Here is an 18848-nt window from a genome sequence, read left to right as displayed (position 1 = left end):
TATTCATATAGTTAATGTTGGTTTATTCGTGGTGTTACCAAAATTACTGTTTTCCGACACCCCCACCAATTTTAAGCGCTTTACTTATAATGGAGTGCTGGAATATGACTTATATATTTTTGTATTTATAACGAGAGGGAAGGGCGTATGTAGTAAGTCGGATGTTGATGTTTTACGGTAGGCTTTTACAGCTACTATATAATAAGAAAGCTTTTCGCCAACAAACTGAATGCAATGAAACTTGCTTGGCATGTGGCTACTAAGTAAAGAATCGAGAGCGTTGCTTTTAGTTGTTAAGTTATTTGGATCCATTTTGGATCCATTGGTGGGAAGGAATGTCTGATTATGTCTAACATGCTAATAATACATTTTGCTGTATGCCGCTATTTTAAAGGACATTAACAGACTTATTCGGACATTTTAATCCGTTAAAATTGGGCTGAGAGGGTTCAAGTCCCGCCTTCCGCACCAAATCACAGTAACCACCACCCAATTGCTCTGTAAGCCAGAATGGCTGCGCGATTGGGAGGAATTTTGCGGTTCTAAAACCTAATTCTAGGTCATATTCCAACTTGTCAGTAAATACCAGTTTTAGCACGGTTCTTTTGTGCTTTATGTCGTCTGAAAGCCAGAGTTTATGCGGGTTTTCTAAAAAATTCATAGCGGTTCTAAAAGTGGTTTCAAAATCAGGCAATGGTCTGCCGCAATTTTTGATTTTTTCATCTACTTCGGTTTTTTTCGCTCTAGCTCCTGAATACTTTTTTCATAGGTGCTGATAAGTGTTGGGCTTTCAGTATCAATAACCCGAGCCACAAGCTTCTCGATTTTACTCTCAATACCTTTGAGTGTTTCTACATTGCTTGCATGGTTTGACTGGTGATTATTGCGGCGCTTGTCCCAGTGTATCGAAAAGTTCTTCTTTGCCAGTTCAAATAGGTCAGAAGGAGGTTTGAGCTTGATGAGCATGTCATTAAACTTGCTTTCCACTTTCTCTGCTTTTGCGGATTTGCCGTACTGTGAGCAGCTTTTACGGTAACAAAGGTAGTAATCGTAATATTGGAGCGTCCTTTGCTTTTTGCCGAGGTGAGTGTCTCACCGCAGCCTGAGCAGGTGATAAACCCTCTTAGCGGGAAATCCAAATTCAAATCTTTACGGGTAGGAGCTTTAGCTTGGCCGTTTAAACGATTTTGAATGAATGCTTGTCCCAGAGAGCGGAACGAGTGTTGTTAATTGGTTTGTTAGATTTCTTACTCATAATGTGTCCACAACCTTAGGACTTTTATGGTGTTTGACTCTTCCAAAACTTGGTAAACAATACGGTGCTGTATGTTAATTCGCCTCGAATATGCGCCTGCGAGATCACCCACTAACTTCTCAAATGGTGGTGGAGTGTGAAACGGATCTTCCTGAATGATTTCTAAAAGAGCTTTAGTCTTATTTTTTAAACCGCTGCTAGTGAGTTTTTTAGCATCTTTTTGTGCTTGCTTAGTGAAAACAACATTCCATGTCACCAGTCCAAATCTCCATCACATTCTGAAACGTCCGTTTCCATTCCACTTTTAATTGATTCTCTCATTCCAGGGATTGAAAGAAGATACAGAGTTTCTTGTATTGAGTTCCAATCACTCTCGGAGACAAGTACTGCGTTATTTCGTTTACTAGTAATTAAGACAGGCTCATGAGACTCGGCAGTTTCGTCTATAACACGGTACAAATTAGCACGCGCTTCGGTAGCTGATAACGTAGACATAAATATTCCTCCATACTCCCTGAGCGTACGTTAAAGCGTACTAAAATTCAACTGAAATTTAGACACAATAACTCCCAGTGAAATGCTAGCCCCCGCATTTTCGTGGGTTAGCTGAAAGAGTGTCAGGGAAACACGTTCAGGGTTGACAAAGGGAGTCATATCAACGTTTAAGCTAACCGGCAGCTCGTTAGCGCGAAGCGTCCTTTGTTGATGCGCTTTGTGTACGCCCTGCATGGGCATGAACTAATGAGGTGAAAGTTCTCTGTAGGAAGGTCATCATTCTTGAGCAATTAATATTGCTATTAGAAGATAACTACTAGCGAACGGCAAGGGCTAATTCGTGAGGATTTGTCTGAAGGAAGCCGCTAGCCATAAGTTTGCTCATTATGCAGATGGTTTTTCCATACTGGTAAAGACGCCTCGTTCGGGTGAACGCGTGTTAAATAGTATCAGCAGATTCCTGAGTCACCGTTTGAAGCTGGTTGTTAATACAACCAAAAGCCACGTCGTTAAAGCCAGTGAAAGCAAATTCCTTGGATTTACCTTCAAGGCAGGCCGCATTCAATGGCACCCAAAGACTGTTCAGAATTTCAAGCAACAAGTCAGACGGCTAACAAACCGTAACTGGGGTGTGTCGATGCATTACCAGCTCTTTAAACTCAGCCAATATTTACGTGGCTGGATTAATTACTTTGGCATCGCAAATTGTTATCAACGCTGTGTAGAACTGGATCACTGGATCCGGCGCAGAGTGCGAATGGCTTACTGGCGTCAGTGGCGAAAGCCGCGTACCAAGGTACGAAACTTAATGAGACTGGGCGTGCATGTTCAAGCTGCGGTGGCGTGTGGTATCACCAGCAAAGGGCCATGGCGTAGTGCAAAATCTCTGGGGATCAATCAGGCGCTATCACTTGATTACCTAAAATCCGAAGGGCTTTATTCGCTACGTGATGGATGGATCGCGCTTCACTATTGTTACCAACTATCCTAAATGAAACGCCCTGTGCGGAGCCGCATGCAGGGTGTTGTGGGGGCTGGAGGCTAGATACCTCCGGCTACCCGATTAGGTTTCGGACCTCAGCAGTTGCTTTGAATGTTCATTGATTTCGTTGTGCTCGAGCATCTTTAGCGGGCTAGTAGAATTTACAGCCCAATAATGCCTTGGCCCCGAATAATGAATTGTATTAAATATCAGGTTGTGGAATAAGTTAAGACAAAGCAGCAGGTTATCTCTTTCTTTTTCAAGTGAAGCAGCGTTCATTTCTTTTGTTTTTGGATGAGCACTAGCGTTTCTTAGCTTGCTCCAAGACTTTTTTTCATCTTGAGATATGATGCCAAGTTGAACTAAATAATCTAAGGATTTTGCTGCTGTGATATTTTTCCAATAGGATACACTGCTTTTTAATCTGTCAATTTGTGCGGTAGGTATCTCAATCTCTGATATTAATTTTTTGATTCTCAATATTTCTTCATCTAGGTGGTCATTGACACCCAACTGCTTAAACTTAGGTATAAAGACATCATTTAACATGCCTTCAATAGCAACTGACAATGTCAATATTGTAATGCTGTTTTTAGATTGAAACGAGTACCAAACTCTTGCCCATTGACTATAGATGCTTTCAAAGAAATTTGGCTTTACTTTATATAATTCAAAGATATTTCTAAAAATCTGATAATGATAATCTGTTTCGACTCTTTTATTTCCGTATGTGCTTGGCACAGGGTTTGATGATCTCTGGCGTTTTTGTATGTTACTGATGCTTTTTATAATACTTACTTGACTTTGCTTGTTTCTCTTTACTATGAAAATTGGCTGAAGCATGCTTCCACTTGTAAAGCCGATATAGAATTTTAGACATTCAAAAACTTGCTCAACATCAAATACTCCTGTTACGCGACAATATGTATATTGTTTCTTGTCAATAATGGATATCTTGAACTTATCCATCTCGATAACAGTTTCATTCCAGCTATGGGATTCATAACCTAGCGTAGATGTTTCGCTGTTGGATTTATTTGCAGGAATATCACAGTATTCGGAAAACTCGAAATAGAGAAAGTTATCATCTCCTTCTTCAATTTCTTCGCACTGTAAGTTACTGAGAATAATATTTTTTATATTTGGTGGTTGCCTATCAGATAAACTGAATTCAACGGAGAATCCTGATGCTTTCAAAGTATCACCAGATATGGTTTCACATTCTAGATAGAACTTTTCTTTCTCATCCAGTGAGTCTTTTGGAAGTTTCTCTGAAAACATTACACTCGGTATATTATTATTTTGAGTGCATATGAATTCGAGATATAGAACTCCATGCTTGTTAATTTTTATAACACCATGTCCAAATAGCTCAACCCCATCTTCTTGCCATATCTTTATATTTATACAATGAAGTTCAAGCTTTCCTTCTCTCAGTAGTGGCGATAGTTCTTTTGTTGATTGCATTTGTGCTCTAAACTCTTGAAGATGTTGATAATTGCTATGAGAAACCTAACGCCTCGTTAAGAGGCAAAAAATTGTTGGCTAAAATTAGCGACGAAGGAGCAAAAGCCAACTGTTTTTTGTCCTTTTAAACGACTTGTTATAAGTAAACTACGCCGTACTATTTTTTAAAGATTCTTTCTACTTCATCACGTATAGGGCGATAAAAGAATTTCTTACCCAGTAAGATAAGTACTTCATTATCAGGATCAATTAGCTTGAATATTTTACCGGTTGGTTCATCGGCAGTTTCATGATGACCAATCATTGGAGAAGGAAAGAAAAAACCAGCATCATGAGAAATAACATATGTATCTAATTTCTCATCAAAATGCTCCCAAGCATTGCGTATGTCTCTATTAGCAATAGGAGAGTCATCGGTAACACCGAAGTGTTCTTTTAATTTTATTCCTCGGCTTTGTCTCATGGCTAATTGCTCAGGGATCTCTTTCTTTTTGCCCATTGAGGTCGGCCAAAAATATCGAGACAGAGCCGCAGCGTGGCCAATAGCTTCCTGAATTGAACTAATCAGTTCATAAGCATCATCGCTACCAACCATTGAATCATATCGAGCAAAAGCATTTAAACAACGTTCTGCCGAATAATGAATGGATTGTCCATAAAACGCCAAATGCATTGGTTGAATACCGTCACAAGTTTCATGTGTGATTTTTGCTCTGCGTTCTAACTCGGCATTATCCATATGTGACTAAATCCTCATTTACTTATAACAGGGTATTACTGCGAATTCTCGGTAACAACCTGCATTAGTAATGCCTCAATTTCACCACTTCGCAAAAATTCCCTAATTTTAACAGCACGATAGCCGAAATATCTACTCTTAATTGAGTTGATTATTTTGATGAAAGCGAGAATTGAGATTTATAGAGGTCTCTGTAAATCCAGTAAGTGTTCTATTTATATTATTATTATCAAACACATAGAAAAATTACACTGTTAAAAACGAGCCTTTAAGTGCGTGAAAGCAAAAATTTCCACTCTAAGTTCAATTCCATGAATCAACACCAAGCTACAAGAAACAGCGGCTCGGTAGCATCGAAGCGCTGAGCACAAACAAAACTCCCATCACTCCGCAGTTCTCCCCACGCCGCACCTGCGGATTTCATCAAGCGTTTTTTCTGCATGTGCAGAACTGCCATGAGTCGCCGTAGAGCTAGCCTAGAGCGCATATTTAACATTATTAGGAATTCTGCATATTTCGCATTTTTGCAGTCTTAAAATGCATTTGAGAGTCTGGCTAAAATCATCATTGAAATTCAATAAATAGGGCGATGCTTCGGAAAAGGGTAATTTGGGTAATCAGATTACTAAATAGTTACCGTTAAGTTACCATTTGTTGAATGAAATAAACTCTCTTATATTCATATGGTTAAGAGTGATTTTTTATGATGTTACCAAAATTACTGTTTTGCGACACCCCCACTAATTTTAAGCGCTTTACTTATAATGGCATGCAGGAATTCAACTATATATTTTTGTGTGTAAAACGATAGGGAAGGGTAATCTTACTAGGGAGTAGTAAGCCGGATGTTGGTGTTTTAGGGAACGGTTTTACAGCTTCTATTTATTAAGAAAGCTTTTCGCTAACAAACCGAATGCAATGAAACTTGCTTGGCATGTGGCTACTAAGTAAAGAATCGAAAACGTTGTTTTTTGTTGTTAAGTTATTTGGATCCATTTTGGATCCATTGGTGGGAAGGAATGTCTGATTATGTCTAACATGCGAATAATACATTTTTCTGTATGCCGCTATTTTAAAGGACATTAACAGACTTATTCAGACATTTTAATCCATTGAAATAGGGCTAAGCGGGTTCAGGTTCTGCCTTCCGTACCAAATAAAACAAGGCTAGTACGGTTAGTGCTTAGATGCGGTTCATTTTGCAGCAGTGCGGGCAAGCCTTGATTACGGAGCCATTCCAAACTTAAAACGTTAATGCTATGCCTTATGAACCTTGAATGGCTTCGAGCCCTTCTCTCATTGAGATGATCGAGGCCTTTAGTTTTTCCTTTTTAGACTCATATTCTCCTAACGTATCTTCGCAGTTAGGCGCTTCAGTTAGGCGTCTTGAGGCTTCGTTTGTTTCTAAAATTAACTGTTCTATATAATGTGTTGATGTATTCATAGGAAAGCAGAAGTTTTCTTTTAATTAGTTCTTCACTCTATTCATTGTTCGCGCCCTACGATGCTTCGGCAGGGTAAAAAAAATGAACAATCTAAGTGTATCCTAATCCCTAAAGTATGTTGTTGAAAAGAATACCTCGGAGGCATTAGGTAGCTATTCTAATACGTAACAGGTAAAAAGAAAGTCCAAAGTTCTAACAAATCTGTTCGTGTATTTAAGAAGCTTCTGGTTTAAATAACAAATGTTTTATTTCAATCGTGTTTGCCGTCTTTAACTAGCGTAGATAAAAGTTTGATTAAAATTCAAAGAATTCCTTAAATTACACTGTTACTAGGGCAGATCAGTAGCTATACTGTGCGCCGAAAATTGTAAGTATAGAAAGATTGATAAAGGATACATTAAGTGACTCCTATTACTAAAACCTTCCAGTATGGCAAACATACTGTCACCTTGGAAACAGGTGTAATCGCAAGACAAGCAACCGCAGCTGTTCTAGCAAGCATGGATGATACCTCTGTTCTTGTTACTGTGGTGGGCAAAAAAGAAGCAAAAGAAGATCAGGACTTCTTCCCATTAACAGTAAACTACCAAGAAAAAGCCTATGCGGCGGGTAAAATTCCGGGAGGGTTCTTCAAGAGAGAAGGGAGACCTTCTGAAGGCGAAACGCTCATCGCCCGTTTAATTGACCGTCCTATCCGTCCTCTTTTCCCAGATGGTTTCAAAAACGAAATTCAAGTTGTTATCACAGTTGTTTCAGCTAACCCTGAAATCCCAACTGACATTATTTCCATGATAGGTACTTCTGCGGCGTTAGCCATTTCAGGTATACCTTTCAATGGCCCACTTGGTGCCGCACGGGTTGGCTATCAAGACGGTCAATATATCCTGAACACCCTTACTTCAGAGCAAGAAAAGAGCCAACTAGACTTAGTTGTTGCTGGTACTGAAAATGCAGTATTGATGGTTGAATCTGAAGCTGACGTACTTCCTGAAGAAGTTATGTTAAGTGCAGTGATGTTTGGTCACCAAGAAATGCAAACCGTGGTTAATGCGGTTACTGAGTTCGCCAAAGAAGTGGGTACAGAATCGTGGGATTGGCAGCCTCCTGCTGAAAACACTGATTTAAAAGCAAAAGTAAAAGAACTTGCTGAAGCAGACATGATTGCTGCTTACCAGATTTCTGACAAGCTTGAGCGTAAAGTGGCCGTTGAAGCTGCAACAAGCAAAGCAACTGCTGCCATTTTAGAAGCTAACGAAGAACAAGCTGAAAAAGAAGTTCGTGACTTATTGCACGACTTAGAAAGCGACGTTGTTCGTTCACGTATCTTAGCGGGTGAGCCTCGTATCGATGGTCGTGACCCGCAGATGGTTCGCGCCTTAGATGTAGGCACTGGCATTTTACCAAGAACACACGGTTCATCGCTTTTCACTCGTGGTGAAACACAAGCCTTGGTTGCAGTAACATTAGGTAACGAGCGTGATGCTCAGATGATTGATGAACTAGGTGGCGTAAGAAATAGCCGCTTCATGTTGCACTACAACTTCCCTCCATATTGTGTAGGTGAAACGGGCATGATAGGTTCACCTAAGCGTCGTGAAATTGGTCACGGTCGTCTTGCTAAGCGTGGTATTCAGGCGGTTATGCCTGATCCTTCTGACTTCCCTTATGTTATCCGCGTTGTTTCTGAGATTACAGAATCAAATGGTTCATCATCAATGGCATCAGTTTGTGGTACGTCATTAGCATTGATGGATGCAGGTGTCCCGATTAAAGCATCAGTTGCTGGCATTGCAATGGGCTTGGTAAAAGGCGACGAAAACTTCGTGGTATTGTCCGATATTCTAGGTGACGAAGATCACTTAGGCGACATGGACTTTAAAGTGGCGGGTACAACAAACGGTATCACTGCTTTACAAATGGATATCAAAATCGAAGGCATTACCAAAGAAATTATGCAAATCGCGTTGAAACAAGCGAAAGAAGCGCGTTTGCACATTTTGGGTGTAATGGACCAAGCAATTCAAGGTCACAGAGAAGAGCTTTCTGAGTTTGCACCTCGTATTTATACCTTAAAGATTGATCAAGACAAGATCCGCGACGTTATCGGTAAAGGCGGGGCAACTATCCGTCAAATTACTGAAGAATCTGAATGTAACATTGAAATTGAAGACGATGGTACAGTGAAGGTTTACGCGACGGATCTTGAGCGTGCAGAAAAAGCGATTGGCATGATTGAAGCTATTACGGCTGATTTAGAAGTGGGTAAAACTTACCACGGTAAAGTCACCCGTTGTGTTGATTTCGGTGCATTCGTTGAAGTGTTGCCAGGCAAAGAAGGTCTAGTACACATTTCACAAATTGCTCACGAGCGCGTGAATAAAGTTTCTGATTACTTGAAAGAAGGCCAAATGGTTGATGTAAAAGTAATGGAAATTGATCGTCAAAATCGTGTTCGCCTGAGCATGAAAGAGTTGATTGAAAAGCCGCAGGCAGAAGAAAAGCCTGAGCCGGGTAACGAAGCGTAACCGGGCTAAGAGCAAAATTTGAGAAGGGAGCTTGGCTCCCTTTTTTTATCGGTTAAATTTATGCAAAGAGAGAAAGTGCAATGACACCAGAACAAATCCAACAAGTAGAAGCTGGCGTATTTAAGCGTCTTGTTGCACATTTAGACAACAACAAAGATGTTCAAAATATTGATTTAATGATCCTTGCTGATTTTTGTCGCAATTGTTTATCAAAGTGGTATGCCGCAGAAGCAAAGGCTTTAGGCGAAGAAATGGATTATGAAACCGCTCGAGAAAAAATTTATGGTATGCCGTACTCCGAGTGGAAAGATAAATATCAAAAACCTGCAACACCTGAACAAATGGCTGCATTTGAAGCCAAACAGGCGAAAAAGTAAGTATTCCGTCAAGCGCGTTTCAAACCGTTACGATTTAGCGATGCATAAGGTTATTGATGTTCAAACAAAGTTCATTAGACTACTGACATTGTTGCTGTTTTCCCTATTCATGCATCTCAGTAAGGCCCACAAAAAGGAATCAGAATGACACGATTGAAATGTGCCATGTTGTTTGTTGCTGCACTTGCAGCGTCTGGTTGTACTTCGCTTTCAACAAAAGGCGGGAGTACGGCGCAAATGAATAATTTACTCATTGCAGAACCAGAAGCGAGTAGCTTGCGCAATCAACGTTGGTTGGCGCGTTTGAATCATATTTTGAGTCAAGTCGAAGATATTCCAAACGATCAACGCGCCGAATTATTATTTCAACGAGGAACTCTGTATGACGGGTTTGGCTTGTGGGCGTTGGCGCAAGCGGATTTCCTTGCAGCCTTAAAATATAAGCCAGATATGGCTGAGGCGCATAATTTTTTGGGTATACATTACACCCAGAATCAAGAGTTTATTCGTGCTTATGATGCATTCGATTCTACATTAGAAATCGAACCCACCCATGAATTTGCCCATCTCAATAGAGGTATTGCTCTATATTACGGCGGTCGCCCTGAGCTTGCTGTCAGTGATTTTGAAGCCTTTTATCGTGAAGATCCCAAAGATATTTTTAGAGCACTTTGGCTGTACATTGCAAAACGAGAAATGGACCCTGAGCAAGCCTTGAATTCGCTAAAGCGTATGCGTGATGACTTGGATAATAGTCGTTGGGAGGTCAACATTGTGGATTTCTATATTGGCCAAATTAGCGAAACAGAATTAAAGAACCGTTTGGTGTTGAACGTTCATAATGACCAAGAGCTAACTCGTCGTTTATGTGAAGTGTACTTTTACTTAGGCCGCTATCATTCTTTTGAAGGCCATCATGGAGAAGCCTCAAATTACTTTAAATTCTCACTTAGCACCAACGTCTACGAATATGTGGAACACCGTTATGCGCGTTTAGAATTAGATTTGATGCACAAGCGTACGTTAATGGAGTAGCCCCCGAAATGAGAACAGTGAAACAGTTGATTCCTATCGCAATACGTACTGTTGTCGCTGTCTTGTTTTTTGGCACTTTAAGCTTTAGCTCTAATCACAATACCGCACTACTCATGCATTATGCTGATAACAGTGATCAACCACAGCGTTATTGGTATCGTGCGGCGCAACTTGGTGATGAAACCGCTATTCAGCTATTAATCACTTTTTCAACAGAAAAAGAACAACTGCATTGGCTAAAGTTGCTTTCCGAAATGGATATTGCTGATGCGCAGTATTACTTAGGCATGCTCACCGAAAGCAAGTCTATTCGTGCCAAAATGCTGAGCCTCGCAGCAAGCCAAAATCACCTTGGTGCGTTATTTGAGCTTGGTCAAAGTAGCCCAGATAACGCAAGTAAAACCGCCGCCTTTACTAAAGCTGCCGATTTGGGACATGAACCTTCACAATATGCACTTTATCAGTGGTATTGGATGCAAGAAGAATATGCGCTGGCGCTACCGTGGTTAATCAAAACAGCAGAACATCATGGGCCTAGTGCTTTGCTGTTAGCGCGCTATCTGTGGAAGTCAGAACAGCGAAATGACGCGAAAAAATGGTTTAATAAGGCTTCATCGCTTGGTAACAAGGAAGCCAATACATATTTGTCGTTGATAAAGAGCTATTGGCAAAAAGCTCCACGCAGAAGGGGATTAACTTCAAGCTCGGATTCTCAGCAATGCGCGATGAACCTACAATTTGTTGCCAACGGCTTAGAATCAATCAAACAAGCCACGGAGTTTAAACGTTTATTAAAAAAAGATAAGCGTCTGAGTTCATTGCCAATATGCGTAAATCAACCCGTGTGGCTAGAAACGAAACGCATGCATTGTCAGCATTTCGCCATTAACGATTACCGCATGACTTGTGATGTGAGCGCGCTCGATAAGCATTTCGAACCCGGTGATTTTACCCATGTTGTCATTTTTGCAGAACAAGGCAAAGCCAATGTAAACAATGGCATCATGTATTTGGATTTAGCAGATAAATACTCAGTTTTTGTGCATGAGCTAGCGCACTTTGCAGGCTTTGTTGATGAATATCCTATCAGTGATGAATTGGCCGAGCGCGTGTGTCTTGCGCAAGCTTCTCATCCCAATATTTTGGTGAGAGCCTTACCGGAAAAGCGGGATAATGAAAATGGTAGCGCTGAAAAAATTGAGGCCGAATTTTTAGATGATGTTGATACACTTTCAATAGCGTCACCAGAGCCTGAATTTGATACCGGATATTGGCAACAATTTTCAAATAGTTTGGTCATCAGCAAGACCCGAACTTGTAACAACCACCCAAATCAAGCTTATAAGTTTGTAGGTAAAATGACCTTCATGGAATATCACGATCAGGAGTATATTCCAGCATTGTATCTTGATATATGGCGCAGCAGGTTAAATTCGCCAGAAATGCTGGTCCCAGCGTCATTAAACGTGACCCATGCGCTGGAAGATAAAGGTGATTTTGCTGGCGCTGAAAAGTGGCGAGCGCACTTTATGGCATTTAGACGTGGTCAAATTCATGCAGCAGCCAATACAACGCCTGATACAACAGGGCAGGCAACAACTCCTATAAAAGAAGCGCAAGAAAGCGGTGCTAGAAATACTCTCGAAAACTAGAAAGGCGCCCACAAAAATGAGCGCCTTTTAACTATCTAATGGTTAATGACTAAGATTAACTACCAAGTGGCAATTACAAATACTCTTTAAAGAATAACACCACAGCTTGGGTATAAATGTCTCGGTTTTCTTTTTTGCGATAGCCGTGACCTTCGTTAAGGGCATCCATGTACCAAACCGGTTTGCCTTTTTCTTGTAACGCTTTCACGATTTGTTCCGCTTCGGTAACGGGCACACGCGGATCGTTATGGCCTTGCACAACAAACATCGGTATATCAATTTTATCCACATGGTTATTCGGGCTAATCGCTTGTAGATGTTTACGCATGTCTGGATCGCGCTCATCGCCATATTCTACGCGGCGTAAATCACGTCGATAGGATTTGGTGTTCTCAAGGAAGGTCACAAAGTTGGAAATGCCGACAATATCCACTGCCGCTTTTAAGCGGTCACTATAATGCACAGCACTCGCTAAAACCATGTACCCGCCATAACTGCCGCCAATCACCGCAACACGCTCTGAATCTAGGTCTGGCTGGGTTTTAATCCAATCTAACAATGCACCAATGTCTTTTACAGAGTCTTCACGTTTGAAGCCATTATCAAGGCTTAAATATTCCTTACCATAACCCGCAGAACCGCGCACATTTGGGGCAATAACGGCTGCACCGAGTTGTTTTACCCACAGTTGGAATGTGCTGCTAAAAGACGGTCGATATTGAGACTCGGGACCACCATGAATGCTAATAATCACCGGGAGCTTTTGTTTTTTGGTGGTGAGTTGAGGTTTGTAAATAAAGGCTGGAATAGAGCGTTTATCAAAACTTTCGTAGCGAATAAGCTGTGGCTCAGCAAATTTCGAGGTGTCTAAACCGCCAACTTCACTGAAAGTCCAGCGGGTGAGTTTGTCTGAATGTAATGGTTTTCTATCTAGCTTTAATACGTAACTGTCGCTTGGCGATTGCGCCGTGTTTAAAGTCAAACCTAAATTGCGCCCAGTGTCACTAAAAGAAAGGCCACCAATTAAACCAATGGGTAAGTCTTCCACTTTTTTATAAGTCAGGTATTTGGTGTCCATCAAATACAAGGTGTTAAAACCTTCTTCATTGATGGTAAAGGCGGCTCGTTTGCCAGTTTTATCAATGGCAAAGCCTGCTACATTCCAGTCAATATTTTTCGTAATAACCGTGACTTCGCCACTTTTAAAGTCTTTGTATGCAAGCTGATTAAATTCACTAAATTGGTTGGTAATAAAGAAAAATCCCTTTTCGTGTCTATCGTAGGCAAGGCCAAAATTCACGGAGTCTTTTTCTAAATCGCCAGCAATTAGCGTCCTTTCTTTACTTTCAACATCCAGTAAATACACATAAGAATTGGCCGCGCTGATATATTCTTGAACGAGCAGTTGTTTGCTGTCTTCAGACCATGCAATTGGGCCCCAATAACTGCCTGAATTAGCTTCTAACAGCAGTTTAGCCGAACCTTTATCTTCTGGTGACATGTACCATAAGTCATTAGAAGTGCCGTTACGTTTCGTGCTTCTAAACGCAAATAAGCTGCCATCCTGATTCCACACCATATTGTCGTTTTTCGACTGACCGTCGGTTAACATGGAGTAGTCGCCCGTTTGGGTATCTAACAAATATAATTGTGCGAACTCACTACCGCCTTCGTCCATAGAAAACCCTAAATTATTGGTATTAGGGCGACGATTCACACTGCCAATGGGTTCTTGGAAAAAGGTAATTTGTTGGCGAGCGCCACCGGCGTTATCCACCTTATGAATTTGGCTTACGTTGCCAAAACGTGTAGAGACAAAAATACTGCTACCATCTTGTGTGAACTCGCGAAAGGGCGCAGAGCGAACATTCTGGTAACGACGCAAATCGTTAACAATCTCCTTGGGAATCTCGGGTACATCTTGCATCACAAGATTACCATTATTAGCAGTACGAACCTGCGGCCCTTCAGCATAAGCATGAGAAACCATGCTAAGTGCTGTTGTTGCTACCAAGAGCAAGCGTGAAATTCGGCGTTTTTGCATCCTGTATTTCCTGTCGTTGTTTTTATGCATTGTTATGTATTGTTAAGAGGCCCATTTCTCCCAGAAACAGACAGGCACGATATGCCAAACAATACCCTTCTTATTTATAAATAAAACAAATAGTTAAAACCGAAAAACAGATTTTCGCAAGTCGCATCCGGTAAAGTGCAGGAATTTGAGGGGAGATGAGTTTGAGTCGGTAATTGGGCGAGTGGAAAATAGGTAGAACTCAGGCACAGAAAAAATTCAATGATCGTTTTGCATAAAGGTTGGGTTAAAAGGCTGTTTAAAATGCCATTGTTTAGACGTAAAAAAGGGTATCGCTTAATTGATACCCTTGTAAGTCAGAAGCACGTTAATCGTTATAACTACATACCTATTGCAAATTATCAGTCTCTCCATAGAGAACTGCGAGCAAATCCTCTGTCGCCGGGAAGTGGCAGTGGAGCGTACATGGAAATATCCACGGCGAGTTTGCGACAAATCATCTATGGGATGACTGACAATTAAACCCCACTCTTTAGCGTCAAATAAACTTGCTCTTCACTTTCATGTTGTTGGTTATTTTACTTCCTCACCCGCTGCTTGCTTATCGGCATGATAGCTGGAGCGCACCATCGGGCCGCAGGCGGCGTGGGTGAAGCCCATTTCGCGGGCGTCTTTGTCGAGTTGATTGAACTCGTCAGGGTGAACGTAGCGTTTAACGGGGTAGTGATGCTTACTCGGTTGTAAATATTGACCGAGGGTCAGCATGTCGACGTCGTGGGCGCGAAGGTCTCTTAATACTTCTCGAATTTCATCGTTGGTTTCGCCCATGCCCATCATTAAGCCGGATTTAGTTGGAATGCCGGGGTAACGCTCTTTGAATTGTTTGAGTAGGTCAAGCGACCATTGGTAGTTCGCACCTGGGCGACATTCTCGGTATAGCGATGGAATGGTTTCTAGGTTGTGGTTGAATACATCAGGTAAACCTGCGCCAAATATTTCAAGTGCGCGTGCCATACGGCCACGAAAGTCGGGAACCAATACCTCAATGGTGGTGCTTGGGCTGTGCTCGCGAATGGCGTTGATGCAATCGACGAAATGTTGTGCGCCGCCATCGCGCAAATCGTCACGGTCTACCGAGGTAATAACCACATATTTCAGCTTCATTTGGGCAATGGTTTTGGCGAGTTTTTCGGGTTCTTCGGCGCTTGGTGGTAATGGCTTTCCGTGAGCAACATCGCAAAATGGGCAACGACGAGTGCAAATATCGCCTAAAATCATAAAGGTTGCAGTGCCGTGGTTAAAGCATTCCGCTAGGTTTGGGCAGCTTGCTTCTTCACACACCGAATAGAGGTTGTTCTCGCGTAAGGTCTTTTTGATTTCGTCAATGCGGTCGGTAGAGCGGGGAAGTTTAATTTTAATCCACTCTGGCTTACGCAGCATTTCTTCTTTTTCGGTCGGGATGATTGTCACCGGAATGTGACGTACTTTATCCTCATCACGTAATTTCTCGCCTGCTACGCGGCGACTACTTGGGTTAGACATCTATTCATCTCGCTAATGTTGAGTTAGCTCTGGAATGCTATCCAATCCAGAGTCAGAGTATTCGATACGTTCTATTTTTAGATGTTGGCAAAGCGCTTCAACGAGCATGGTTCCTGCCTGCGACATGTTATCAACGCCGCCTAAGTCTGCACTATTGACCATTTCCATCCCGGCATAACCGCAAGGGTTAATGCGCTGAAAAGGTGATAAGTCCATATTGACATTAAACGCGAGGCCATGAAAGGTGCAACCTCTTCGAATGCGTAAGCCTACGGAGCAGACTTTTTTCTCATCAACGTATACGCCTGGTGCGTTTGCTTTAGGATAGGCGGTAATGTCATTCACTGCTAAAGTGCTTACAACACATTGCTCTAGTGCGGTAACAGCCTCACGCACGCCAATATTAAAGCGTTTTAAATCTAAAAGGATGTACAGCATTTGTTGGCCGGGGCCGTGGTAGGTGACTTGCCCGCCACGGTCAACTTGTACAACAGGAATGTCGCCGGGAGCAAGAATATGTTCTTCTTTACCAGCTTGTCCTTGGGTGAACACGGGGTTGTGCTCCACAAGCCAGATTTGGTCAGGCGTATCGCTTCCCCGATTATCGGTGAAGGTTTGCATTGCTTTCCAGATGGGAATGTATGCCTGACGACCAAGTTGTCGAACAATGATTTGTTTTTGCAATGCGCTACCTCGGTTATAGCACCACGCGAACTAGCTCTAATTTGGCCAATTCTGTGTAGATGGTTTCCATATGTTCTTTGCTGGTGACTTTCACACTGATGGAAACAGAGTGGTAGTTACCTTTCGCGCTAGGTTTGATGGTTGGTGCATAATCGTCAGGTGCATGAACATTCAAACACGAAACAACTTGGGTTGGTAAGTCGTCGTGAGCAACGCCCATAACCTTGAAAGTTTGATGGCAAGGGAAATCCAACAATTCGTCAAATTTAGTATCCACGCGGCTTCTCTCATTACTTGTCTTTACTAAAAATTGGCGGGATTATACAAGATTTAATGCGGTGAGGTAATAGCAAAAAGGGAAGCGGATGCTTCCCTTGTGTAACCAATTCTTGATGCTAGTTAGCTTTCTCTTCCGCTTTGGTGTCGGTTTGTTGTGGCGTGTCGTCATCTAAACCAAACTTAAGGCTAAAATAGTCGCTCATTTTATCAAAGAAACCACCTTCATTGACACCGTGTAAGGTCACAAGTGGATATTCGGCAATGTCTTTATCATCGATTTGCAAATACAGTTTGCCAACCACTGAGCCTTTTTCGATAGGCGCTTCTAGCTTGCTATTCAACTGGAAGTTCGCTTTTAAATCTTTACGCTGACCACGAGGAATGGTTATCGGCGTGTCTTGCAAAATACCAAGGTCGACGGTGTCTTGGTCGCCCATGTAAATGCGGTGTGATACGAAACTCTCGCCTGCTTGATAAGGCGTAATGGTCTCGTAAAAGCGGAATCCGTATTTCAAGAGTTTTTTATTCTCAACTTTACGAGCACGCTCGCTTTCTGTGCCCATAACAACGCTGATCAAACGCATGTCACCTTGCACAGCAGAAGTGATTAAGCTATATCCTGCGGCTGAAGTGTGTCCAGTTTTAATTCCATCAACATTTAGGCTTTTATCCCACAGTAAACTGTTTCGGTTGTATTGTTTAATACCGTTGAAAGTGAACTCTTTTTCCGCATAAATGGCGTACATTTCAGGTTCTTCTGTAATAATTGCTCGGGATAGGATTGCCATATCTCGTGCGGTAGTGTAATGCTCAGGGTCGTGTAAACCGTGGCTATTAACATAGTTGGTGGATGTCATACCCAATGCTTGTGCGTAGGAATTCATCATAGTGGCAAAGGCGTCTTCGCTTCCTGCGATGTACTCTGCCATCGCAACACATGCATCGTTGCCAGATTGAATGATGATGCCGCGCAGTAAGTCCGATACTTTGACTTGTTTGCCAACTTCAATGAACATTTTTGAGGATTCAGGAAAGTTCTTCGACCACGCGTTCTCGGAGATTGTTACCATGTCATCCATGGTAATGGTGCCGTTTTTAATTTCCTGACCAATGACATAGGAGGTCATCATTTTGGTTAAACTGGAAGGGTGGAGCTGAATGTCTTCATTCTCAGCAGCAATTATATGGCCCGTGTCATAATCCATCAGCACAAATCCCTTAGCGCCAACAGGAGGTACGGGGGGTACGATTGTGGCGGCATGAGTGGTGAGGGTGAAAAAAGTAAAAAGAAAAATACCAATAAAAGCAGAATAAAGGCGTTTGTTTGTTAATCCCATTCTAAGTCCGTTCTTCTCGTTTTATGTTTTGATGTGTTCGAAAATGGCAGCCAATATAGCACATATGACAACTGCTTGGGCAGAAATGCGAGCGCTTCTTACCAGCACATTGTAACCATTCCTTAGCTGAGACTGGTAAAGTCGAAAAAAGTTTTATTGCGTTACCTGAAATTGATCATAAACAGTATAAGCATTGTGGTATCCGTTTGCTTTTAATTCGTTTAGCAGCTTTTTTGCTTCTTGTTCATTGGAAAGCGGGCCTAAACGTAAGCGATAAATACCATTACCTTCGGGTACATGCGTTGGCACTTGGTACAACATGGTCAACCCTTTGGCGAGGGCATCGATTTTACGTTGATCTTGTAAAGCCGCTACCTGAATAAATAAGGCTCTATCACTTTCTTGGTTAAGCGGAGATGCAGGATTTGGCTTCTCTTTTCCTACCGTAATTTGCCCGTCTGGCGTCACATGTACCACTTGTAATTTTACGTGAGCTGTTCCGGTTTTTAGTATGCCAAGTTTGCGCGCTGCGGCGTAAGATAAGTCGATTAAACGGTTGCCATGAAACGGGCCTCGGTCGTTTACTCTCACAATCGCGGTTTGTTGGTTGTCTAAGTTGGTTACTTTCACATAGGAAGGAATGGGTAAGGTTTTGTGGGCGGCGGTCATTTCGTACATGTTGTACACCTCGCCGTTTGCCGTAAGATGACCGTGAAACTTTTGTCCATACCAAGAAGCTCTGCCAACGGCTTCGTAGCCTTTTCCGGTTTGCAACGGTTGGTAGCGCTTGCCTAATACCTCGTAGCTGCGACTATTAACTTGGTTGTAATCTTCGTAAACGGGCTTGGCATCTTGTGTTGTGATATTGCTGGGTAAGCGATGAGGGGCCGAGTCGTTACGTTGGGAATATCGCCCCCCTGACGACACGCAGCCAGACAAAACCAGAATGCTAATTAAGCCAAAAATGATAATTCTCATAAACACTCAGCGCCTAAAATGCCT

At 42.1% G+C, this 18848-nt stretch carries 19 protein-coding genes and 1 pseudogene; 7 read left to right on the top strand and 13 right to left on the bottom strand.

Annotation, left to right across the window (positions count from 1 at the left end; translation table 11 throughout):
• Nucleotides 1–181: hypothetical protein (locus HJG39_RS17105; protein WP_268411161.1), on the top strand; the 181-nt coding region annotated here is incomplete at its 5' end.
• Nucleotides 182–388: 207 nt separating this feature from the next.
• Here the strand turns inward: HJG39_RS17105 and HJG39_RS17100 are convergent.
• The 4 genes from HJG39_RS17100 to HJG39_RS17085 form a co-directional block, all read right to left on the bottom strand.
• Nucleotides 389–694, bottom strand: a complete 306-nt coding sequence (locus HJG39_RS17100; protein ID WP_268411160.1) for a hypothetical protein — start codon at nucleotides 692–694, stop codon at nucleotides 389–391.
• A 29-nt stretch (nucleotides 695–723) separates the two neighbouring features.
• Nucleotides 724–987, bottom strand: coding sequence for a hypothetical protein (locus HJG39_RS17095; protein ID WP_268411158.1), 264 nt, complete (start codon nucleotides 985–987; stop codon nucleotides 724–726).
• Nucleotides 988–1247: 260 nt separating this feature from the next.
• The gene (locus HJG39_RS17090) at nucleotides 1248–1511 is read right to left on the bottom strand and encodes a Txe/YoeB family addiction module toxin (RefSeq protein WP_268411155.1); all 264 of its coding nucleotides are present in this window, start codon (nucleotides 1509–1511) and stop codon (nucleotides 1248–1250) included.
• Nucleotides 1508–1750 (bottom strand): type II toxin-antitoxin system Phd/YefM family antitoxin, encoded by a 243-nt coding sequence (locus tag HJG39_RS17085; RefSeq protein WP_268411152.1) that lies wholly within the window; start codon nucleotides 1748–1750, stop codon nucleotides 1508–1510. The genes HJG39_RS17090 and HJG39_RS17085 overlap by 4 nt, the downstream gene beginning before the upstream one ends.
• Before the next feature lie 358 nt (nucleotides 1751–2108).
• Here HJG39_RS17085 and HJG39_RS17080 point away from each other — a divergent pair.
• Nucleotides 2109–2741, top strand: a pseudogene (locus tag HJG39_RS17080) (group II intron maturase-specific domain-containing protein); the annotation flags it as partial.
• A gap of 72 nt (nucleotides 2742–2813) precedes the next feature.
• Here HJG39_RS17080 and HJG39_RS17075 read toward each other — a convergent pair.
• The 3 genes from HJG39_RS17075 to HJG39_RS17065 all read right to left on the bottom strand — a co-directional run bounded on the left by HJG39_RS17075 (nucleotide 2814) and on the right by HJG39_RS17065 (nucleotide 5395).
• Complete coding sequence (locus HJG39_RS17075) at nucleotides 2814–4199, bottom strand: hypothetical protein (protein ID WP_268411150.1); 1386 nt, start codon at nucleotides 4197–4199, stop codon at nucleotides 2814–2816.
• 157 nt (nucleotides 4200–4356) lie between these two features.
• The gene (locus tag HJG39_RS17070; RefSeq protein ID WP_268411147.1) at nucleotides 4357–4938 is read right to left on the bottom strand and encodes a hypothetical protein; all 582 of its coding nucleotides are present in this window, start codon (nucleotides 4936–4938) and stop codon (nucleotides 4357–4359) included.
• 316 nt (nucleotides 4939–5254) lie between these two features.
• Nucleotides 5255–5395 carry a hypothetical protein gene (locus tag HJG39_RS17065; protein ID WP_268411144.1) on the bottom strand — a complete coding sequence of 47 codons (141 nt, stop codon included), beginning with the start codon at nucleotides 5393–5395 and terminating at the stop codon, nucleotides 5255–5257.
• 1389 nt (nucleotides 5396–6784) lie between these two features.
• Between HJG39_RS17065 and pnp the strand changes: the two genes are divergently transcribed.
• The 4 genes from pnp to HJG39_RS17045 all read left to right on the top strand — a co-directional run bounded on the left by pnp (nucleotide 6785) and on the right by HJG39_RS17045 (nucleotide 11972).
• Nucleotides 6785–8908 (top strand): polyribonucleotide nucleotidyltransferase, encoded by a 2124-nt coding sequence (gene pnp / locus HJG39_RS17060; protein ID WP_268411140.1) that lies wholly within the window; start codon nucleotides 6785–6787, stop codon nucleotides 8906–8908.
• Between the two features lie 80 nt (nucleotides 8909–8988).
• A complete protein-coding gene (locus tag HJG39_RS17055; RefSeq protein ID WP_268411137.1) occupies nucleotides 8989–9285 on the top strand; it encodes a DUF1244 domain-containing protein in 297 nt (98 codons plus the stop codon).
• Nucleotides 9286–9429: 144 nt separating this feature from the next.
• Entirely contained in the window at nucleotides 9430–10320 is an 891-nt protein-coding gene (gene nlpI / locus HJG39_RS17050) for a lipoprotein NlpI (RefSeq protein ID WP_268411133.1), read from the top strand.
• An 8-nt stretch (nucleotides 10321–10328) separates the two neighbouring features.
• The gene (locus HJG39_RS17045) at nucleotides 10329–11972 is read left to right on the top strand and encodes a tetratricopeptide repeat protein (RefSeq protein ID WP_268411130.1); all 1644 of its coding nucleotides are present in this window, start codon (nucleotides 10329–10331) and stop codon (nucleotides 11970–11972) included.
• 73 nt (nucleotides 11973–12045) lie between these two features.
• Here the strand turns inward: HJG39_RS17045 and HJG39_RS17040 are convergent, their stop codons facing one another.
• Nucleotides 12046–14016 carry a S9 family peptidase gene (locus HJG39_RS17040; RefSeq protein ID WP_268411129.1) on the bottom strand — a complete coding sequence of 657 codons (1971 nt, stop codon included), beginning with the start codon at nucleotides 14014–14016 and terminating at the stop codon, nucleotides 12046–12048.
• 291 nt (nucleotides 14017–14307) lie between these two features.
• On the opposite strand from HJG39_RS17040, the gene HJG39_RS17035 reads away from it, so the two are divergent.
• Nucleotides 14308–14526, top strand: coding sequence for a hypothetical protein (locus HJG39_RS17035; protein WP_268411126.1), 219 nt, complete (start codon nucleotides 14308–14310; stop codon nucleotides 14524–14526).
• A gap of 51 nt (nucleotides 14527–14577) precedes the next feature.
• Here the strand turns inward: HJG39_RS17035 and lipA are convergent, their stop codons facing one another.
• From lipA to HJG39_RS17010, 5 genes are all read right to left on the bottom strand, one after another.
• Nucleotides 14578–15546 carry a lipoyl synthase gene (gene lipA / locus HJG39_RS17030; RefSeq protein WP_268411123.1) on the bottom strand — a complete coding sequence of 323 codons (969 nt, stop codon included), beginning with the start codon at nucleotides 15544–15546 and terminating at the stop codon, nucleotides 14578–14580.
• A gap of 12 nt (nucleotides 15547–15558) precedes the next feature.
• The gene (lipB, locus tag HJG39_RS17025) at nucleotides 15559–16167 is read right to left on the bottom strand and encodes a lipoyl(octanoyl) transferase LipB (protein WP_442781040.1); all 609 of its coding nucleotides are present in this window, start codon (nucleotides 16165–16167) and stop codon (nucleotides 15559–15561) included.
• A gap of 76 nt (nucleotides 16168–16243) precedes the next feature.
• Complete coding sequence (gene ybeD / locus HJG39_RS17020; protein WP_442781039.1) at nucleotides 16244–16450, bottom strand: DUF493 family protein YbeD; 207 nt, start codon at nucleotides 16448–16450, stop codon at nucleotides 16244–16246.
• 175 nt (nucleotides 16451–16625) lie between these two features.
• The gene (locus HJG39_RS17015; protein WP_268411114.1) at nucleotides 16626–17846 is read right to left on the bottom strand and encodes a serine hydrolase; all 1221 of its coding nucleotides are present in this window, start codon (nucleotides 17844–17846) and stop codon (nucleotides 16626–16628) included.
• Between the two features lie 153 nt (nucleotides 17847–17999).
• Nucleotides 18000–18824: a septal ring lytic transglycosylase RlpA family protein gene (locus HJG39_RS17010; RefSeq protein ID WP_268411111.1), complete on the bottom strand. Its 825-nt coding sequence runs from the start codon at nucleotides 18822–18824 to the stop codon at nucleotides 18000–18002.
• Nucleotides 18825–18848: the final 24 nt, after the last annotated feature.

The organism is Alteromonas sp. a30 (assembly GCF_026788005.1).
Taxonomy (GTDB): domain Bacteria; phylum Pseudomonadota; class Gammaproteobacteria; order Enterobacterales; family Alteromonadaceae; genus Paraneptunicella.
The sequence above is the reverse complement of the archived record's forward strand: the minus strand, read 5'-3'. Positions and strand labels throughout refer to the sequence as shown.

Excerpts from the sequence above, each read along its gene's own strand:
- HJG39_RS17085 (WP_268411152.1), bottom strand. The coding sequence starts at position 1,750 with ATGTCTACGTTATCAGCTACCGAAGCGCGTGCTAATTTGTACCGTGTT.
- HJG39_RS17075 (WP_268411150.1), bottom strand. The coding sequence starts at position 4,199 with ATGCAATCAACAAAAGAACTATCGCCACTACTGAGAGAAGGAAAGCTT.
- HJG39_RS17070 (WP_268411147.1), bottom strand. The coding sequence starts at position 4,938 with ATGGATAATGCCGAGTTAGAACGCAGAGCAAAAATCACACATGAAACT.
- HJG39_RS17065 (WP_268411144.1), bottom strand. The coding sequence starts at position 5,395 with ATGGCAGTTCTGCACATGCAGAAAAAACGCTTGATGAAATCCGCAGGT.
- HJG39_RS17055 (WP_268411137.1), top strand. The coding sequence starts at position 8,989 with ATGACACCAGAACAAATCCAACAAGTAGAAGCTGGCGTATTTAAGCGT.
- nlpI (WP_268411133.1), top strand. The coding sequence starts at position 9,430 with ATGACACGATTGAAATGTGCCATGTTGTTTGTTGCTGCACTTGCAGCG.
- HJG39_RS17045 (WP_268411130.1), top strand. The coding sequence starts at position 10,329 with ATGAGAACAGTGAAACAGTTGATTCCTATCGCAATACGTACTGTTGTC.
- HJG39_RS17040 (WP_268411129.1), bottom strand. The coding sequence starts at position 14,016 with ATGCAAAAACGCCGAATTTCACGCTTGCTCTTGGTAGCAACAACAGCA.
- HJG39_RS17035 (WP_268411126.1), top strand. The coding sequence starts at position 14,308 with ATGCCATTGTTTAGACGTAAAAAAGGGTATCGCTTAATTGATACCCTT.
- lipA (WP_268411123.1), bottom strand. The coding sequence starts at position 15,546 with ATGTCTAACCCAAGTAGTCGCCGCGTAGCAGGCGAGAAATTACGTGAT.
- lipB (WP_442781040.1), bottom strand. The coding sequence starts at position 16,167 with ATGCAAACCTTCACCGATAATCGGGGAAGCGATACGCCTGACCAAATC.
- ybeD (WP_442781039.1), bottom strand. The coding sequence starts at position 16,450 with ATGGGCGTTGCTCACGACGACTTACCAACCCAAGTTGTTTCGTGTTTG.
- HJG39_RS17015 (WP_268411114.1), bottom strand. The coding sequence starts at position 17,846 with ATGGGATTAACAAACAAACGCCTTTATTCTGCTTTTATTGGTATTTTT.
- HJG39_RS17010 (WP_268411111.1), bottom strand. The coding sequence starts at position 18,824 with ATGAGAATTATCATTTTTGGCTTAATTAGCATTCTGGTTTTGTCTGGC.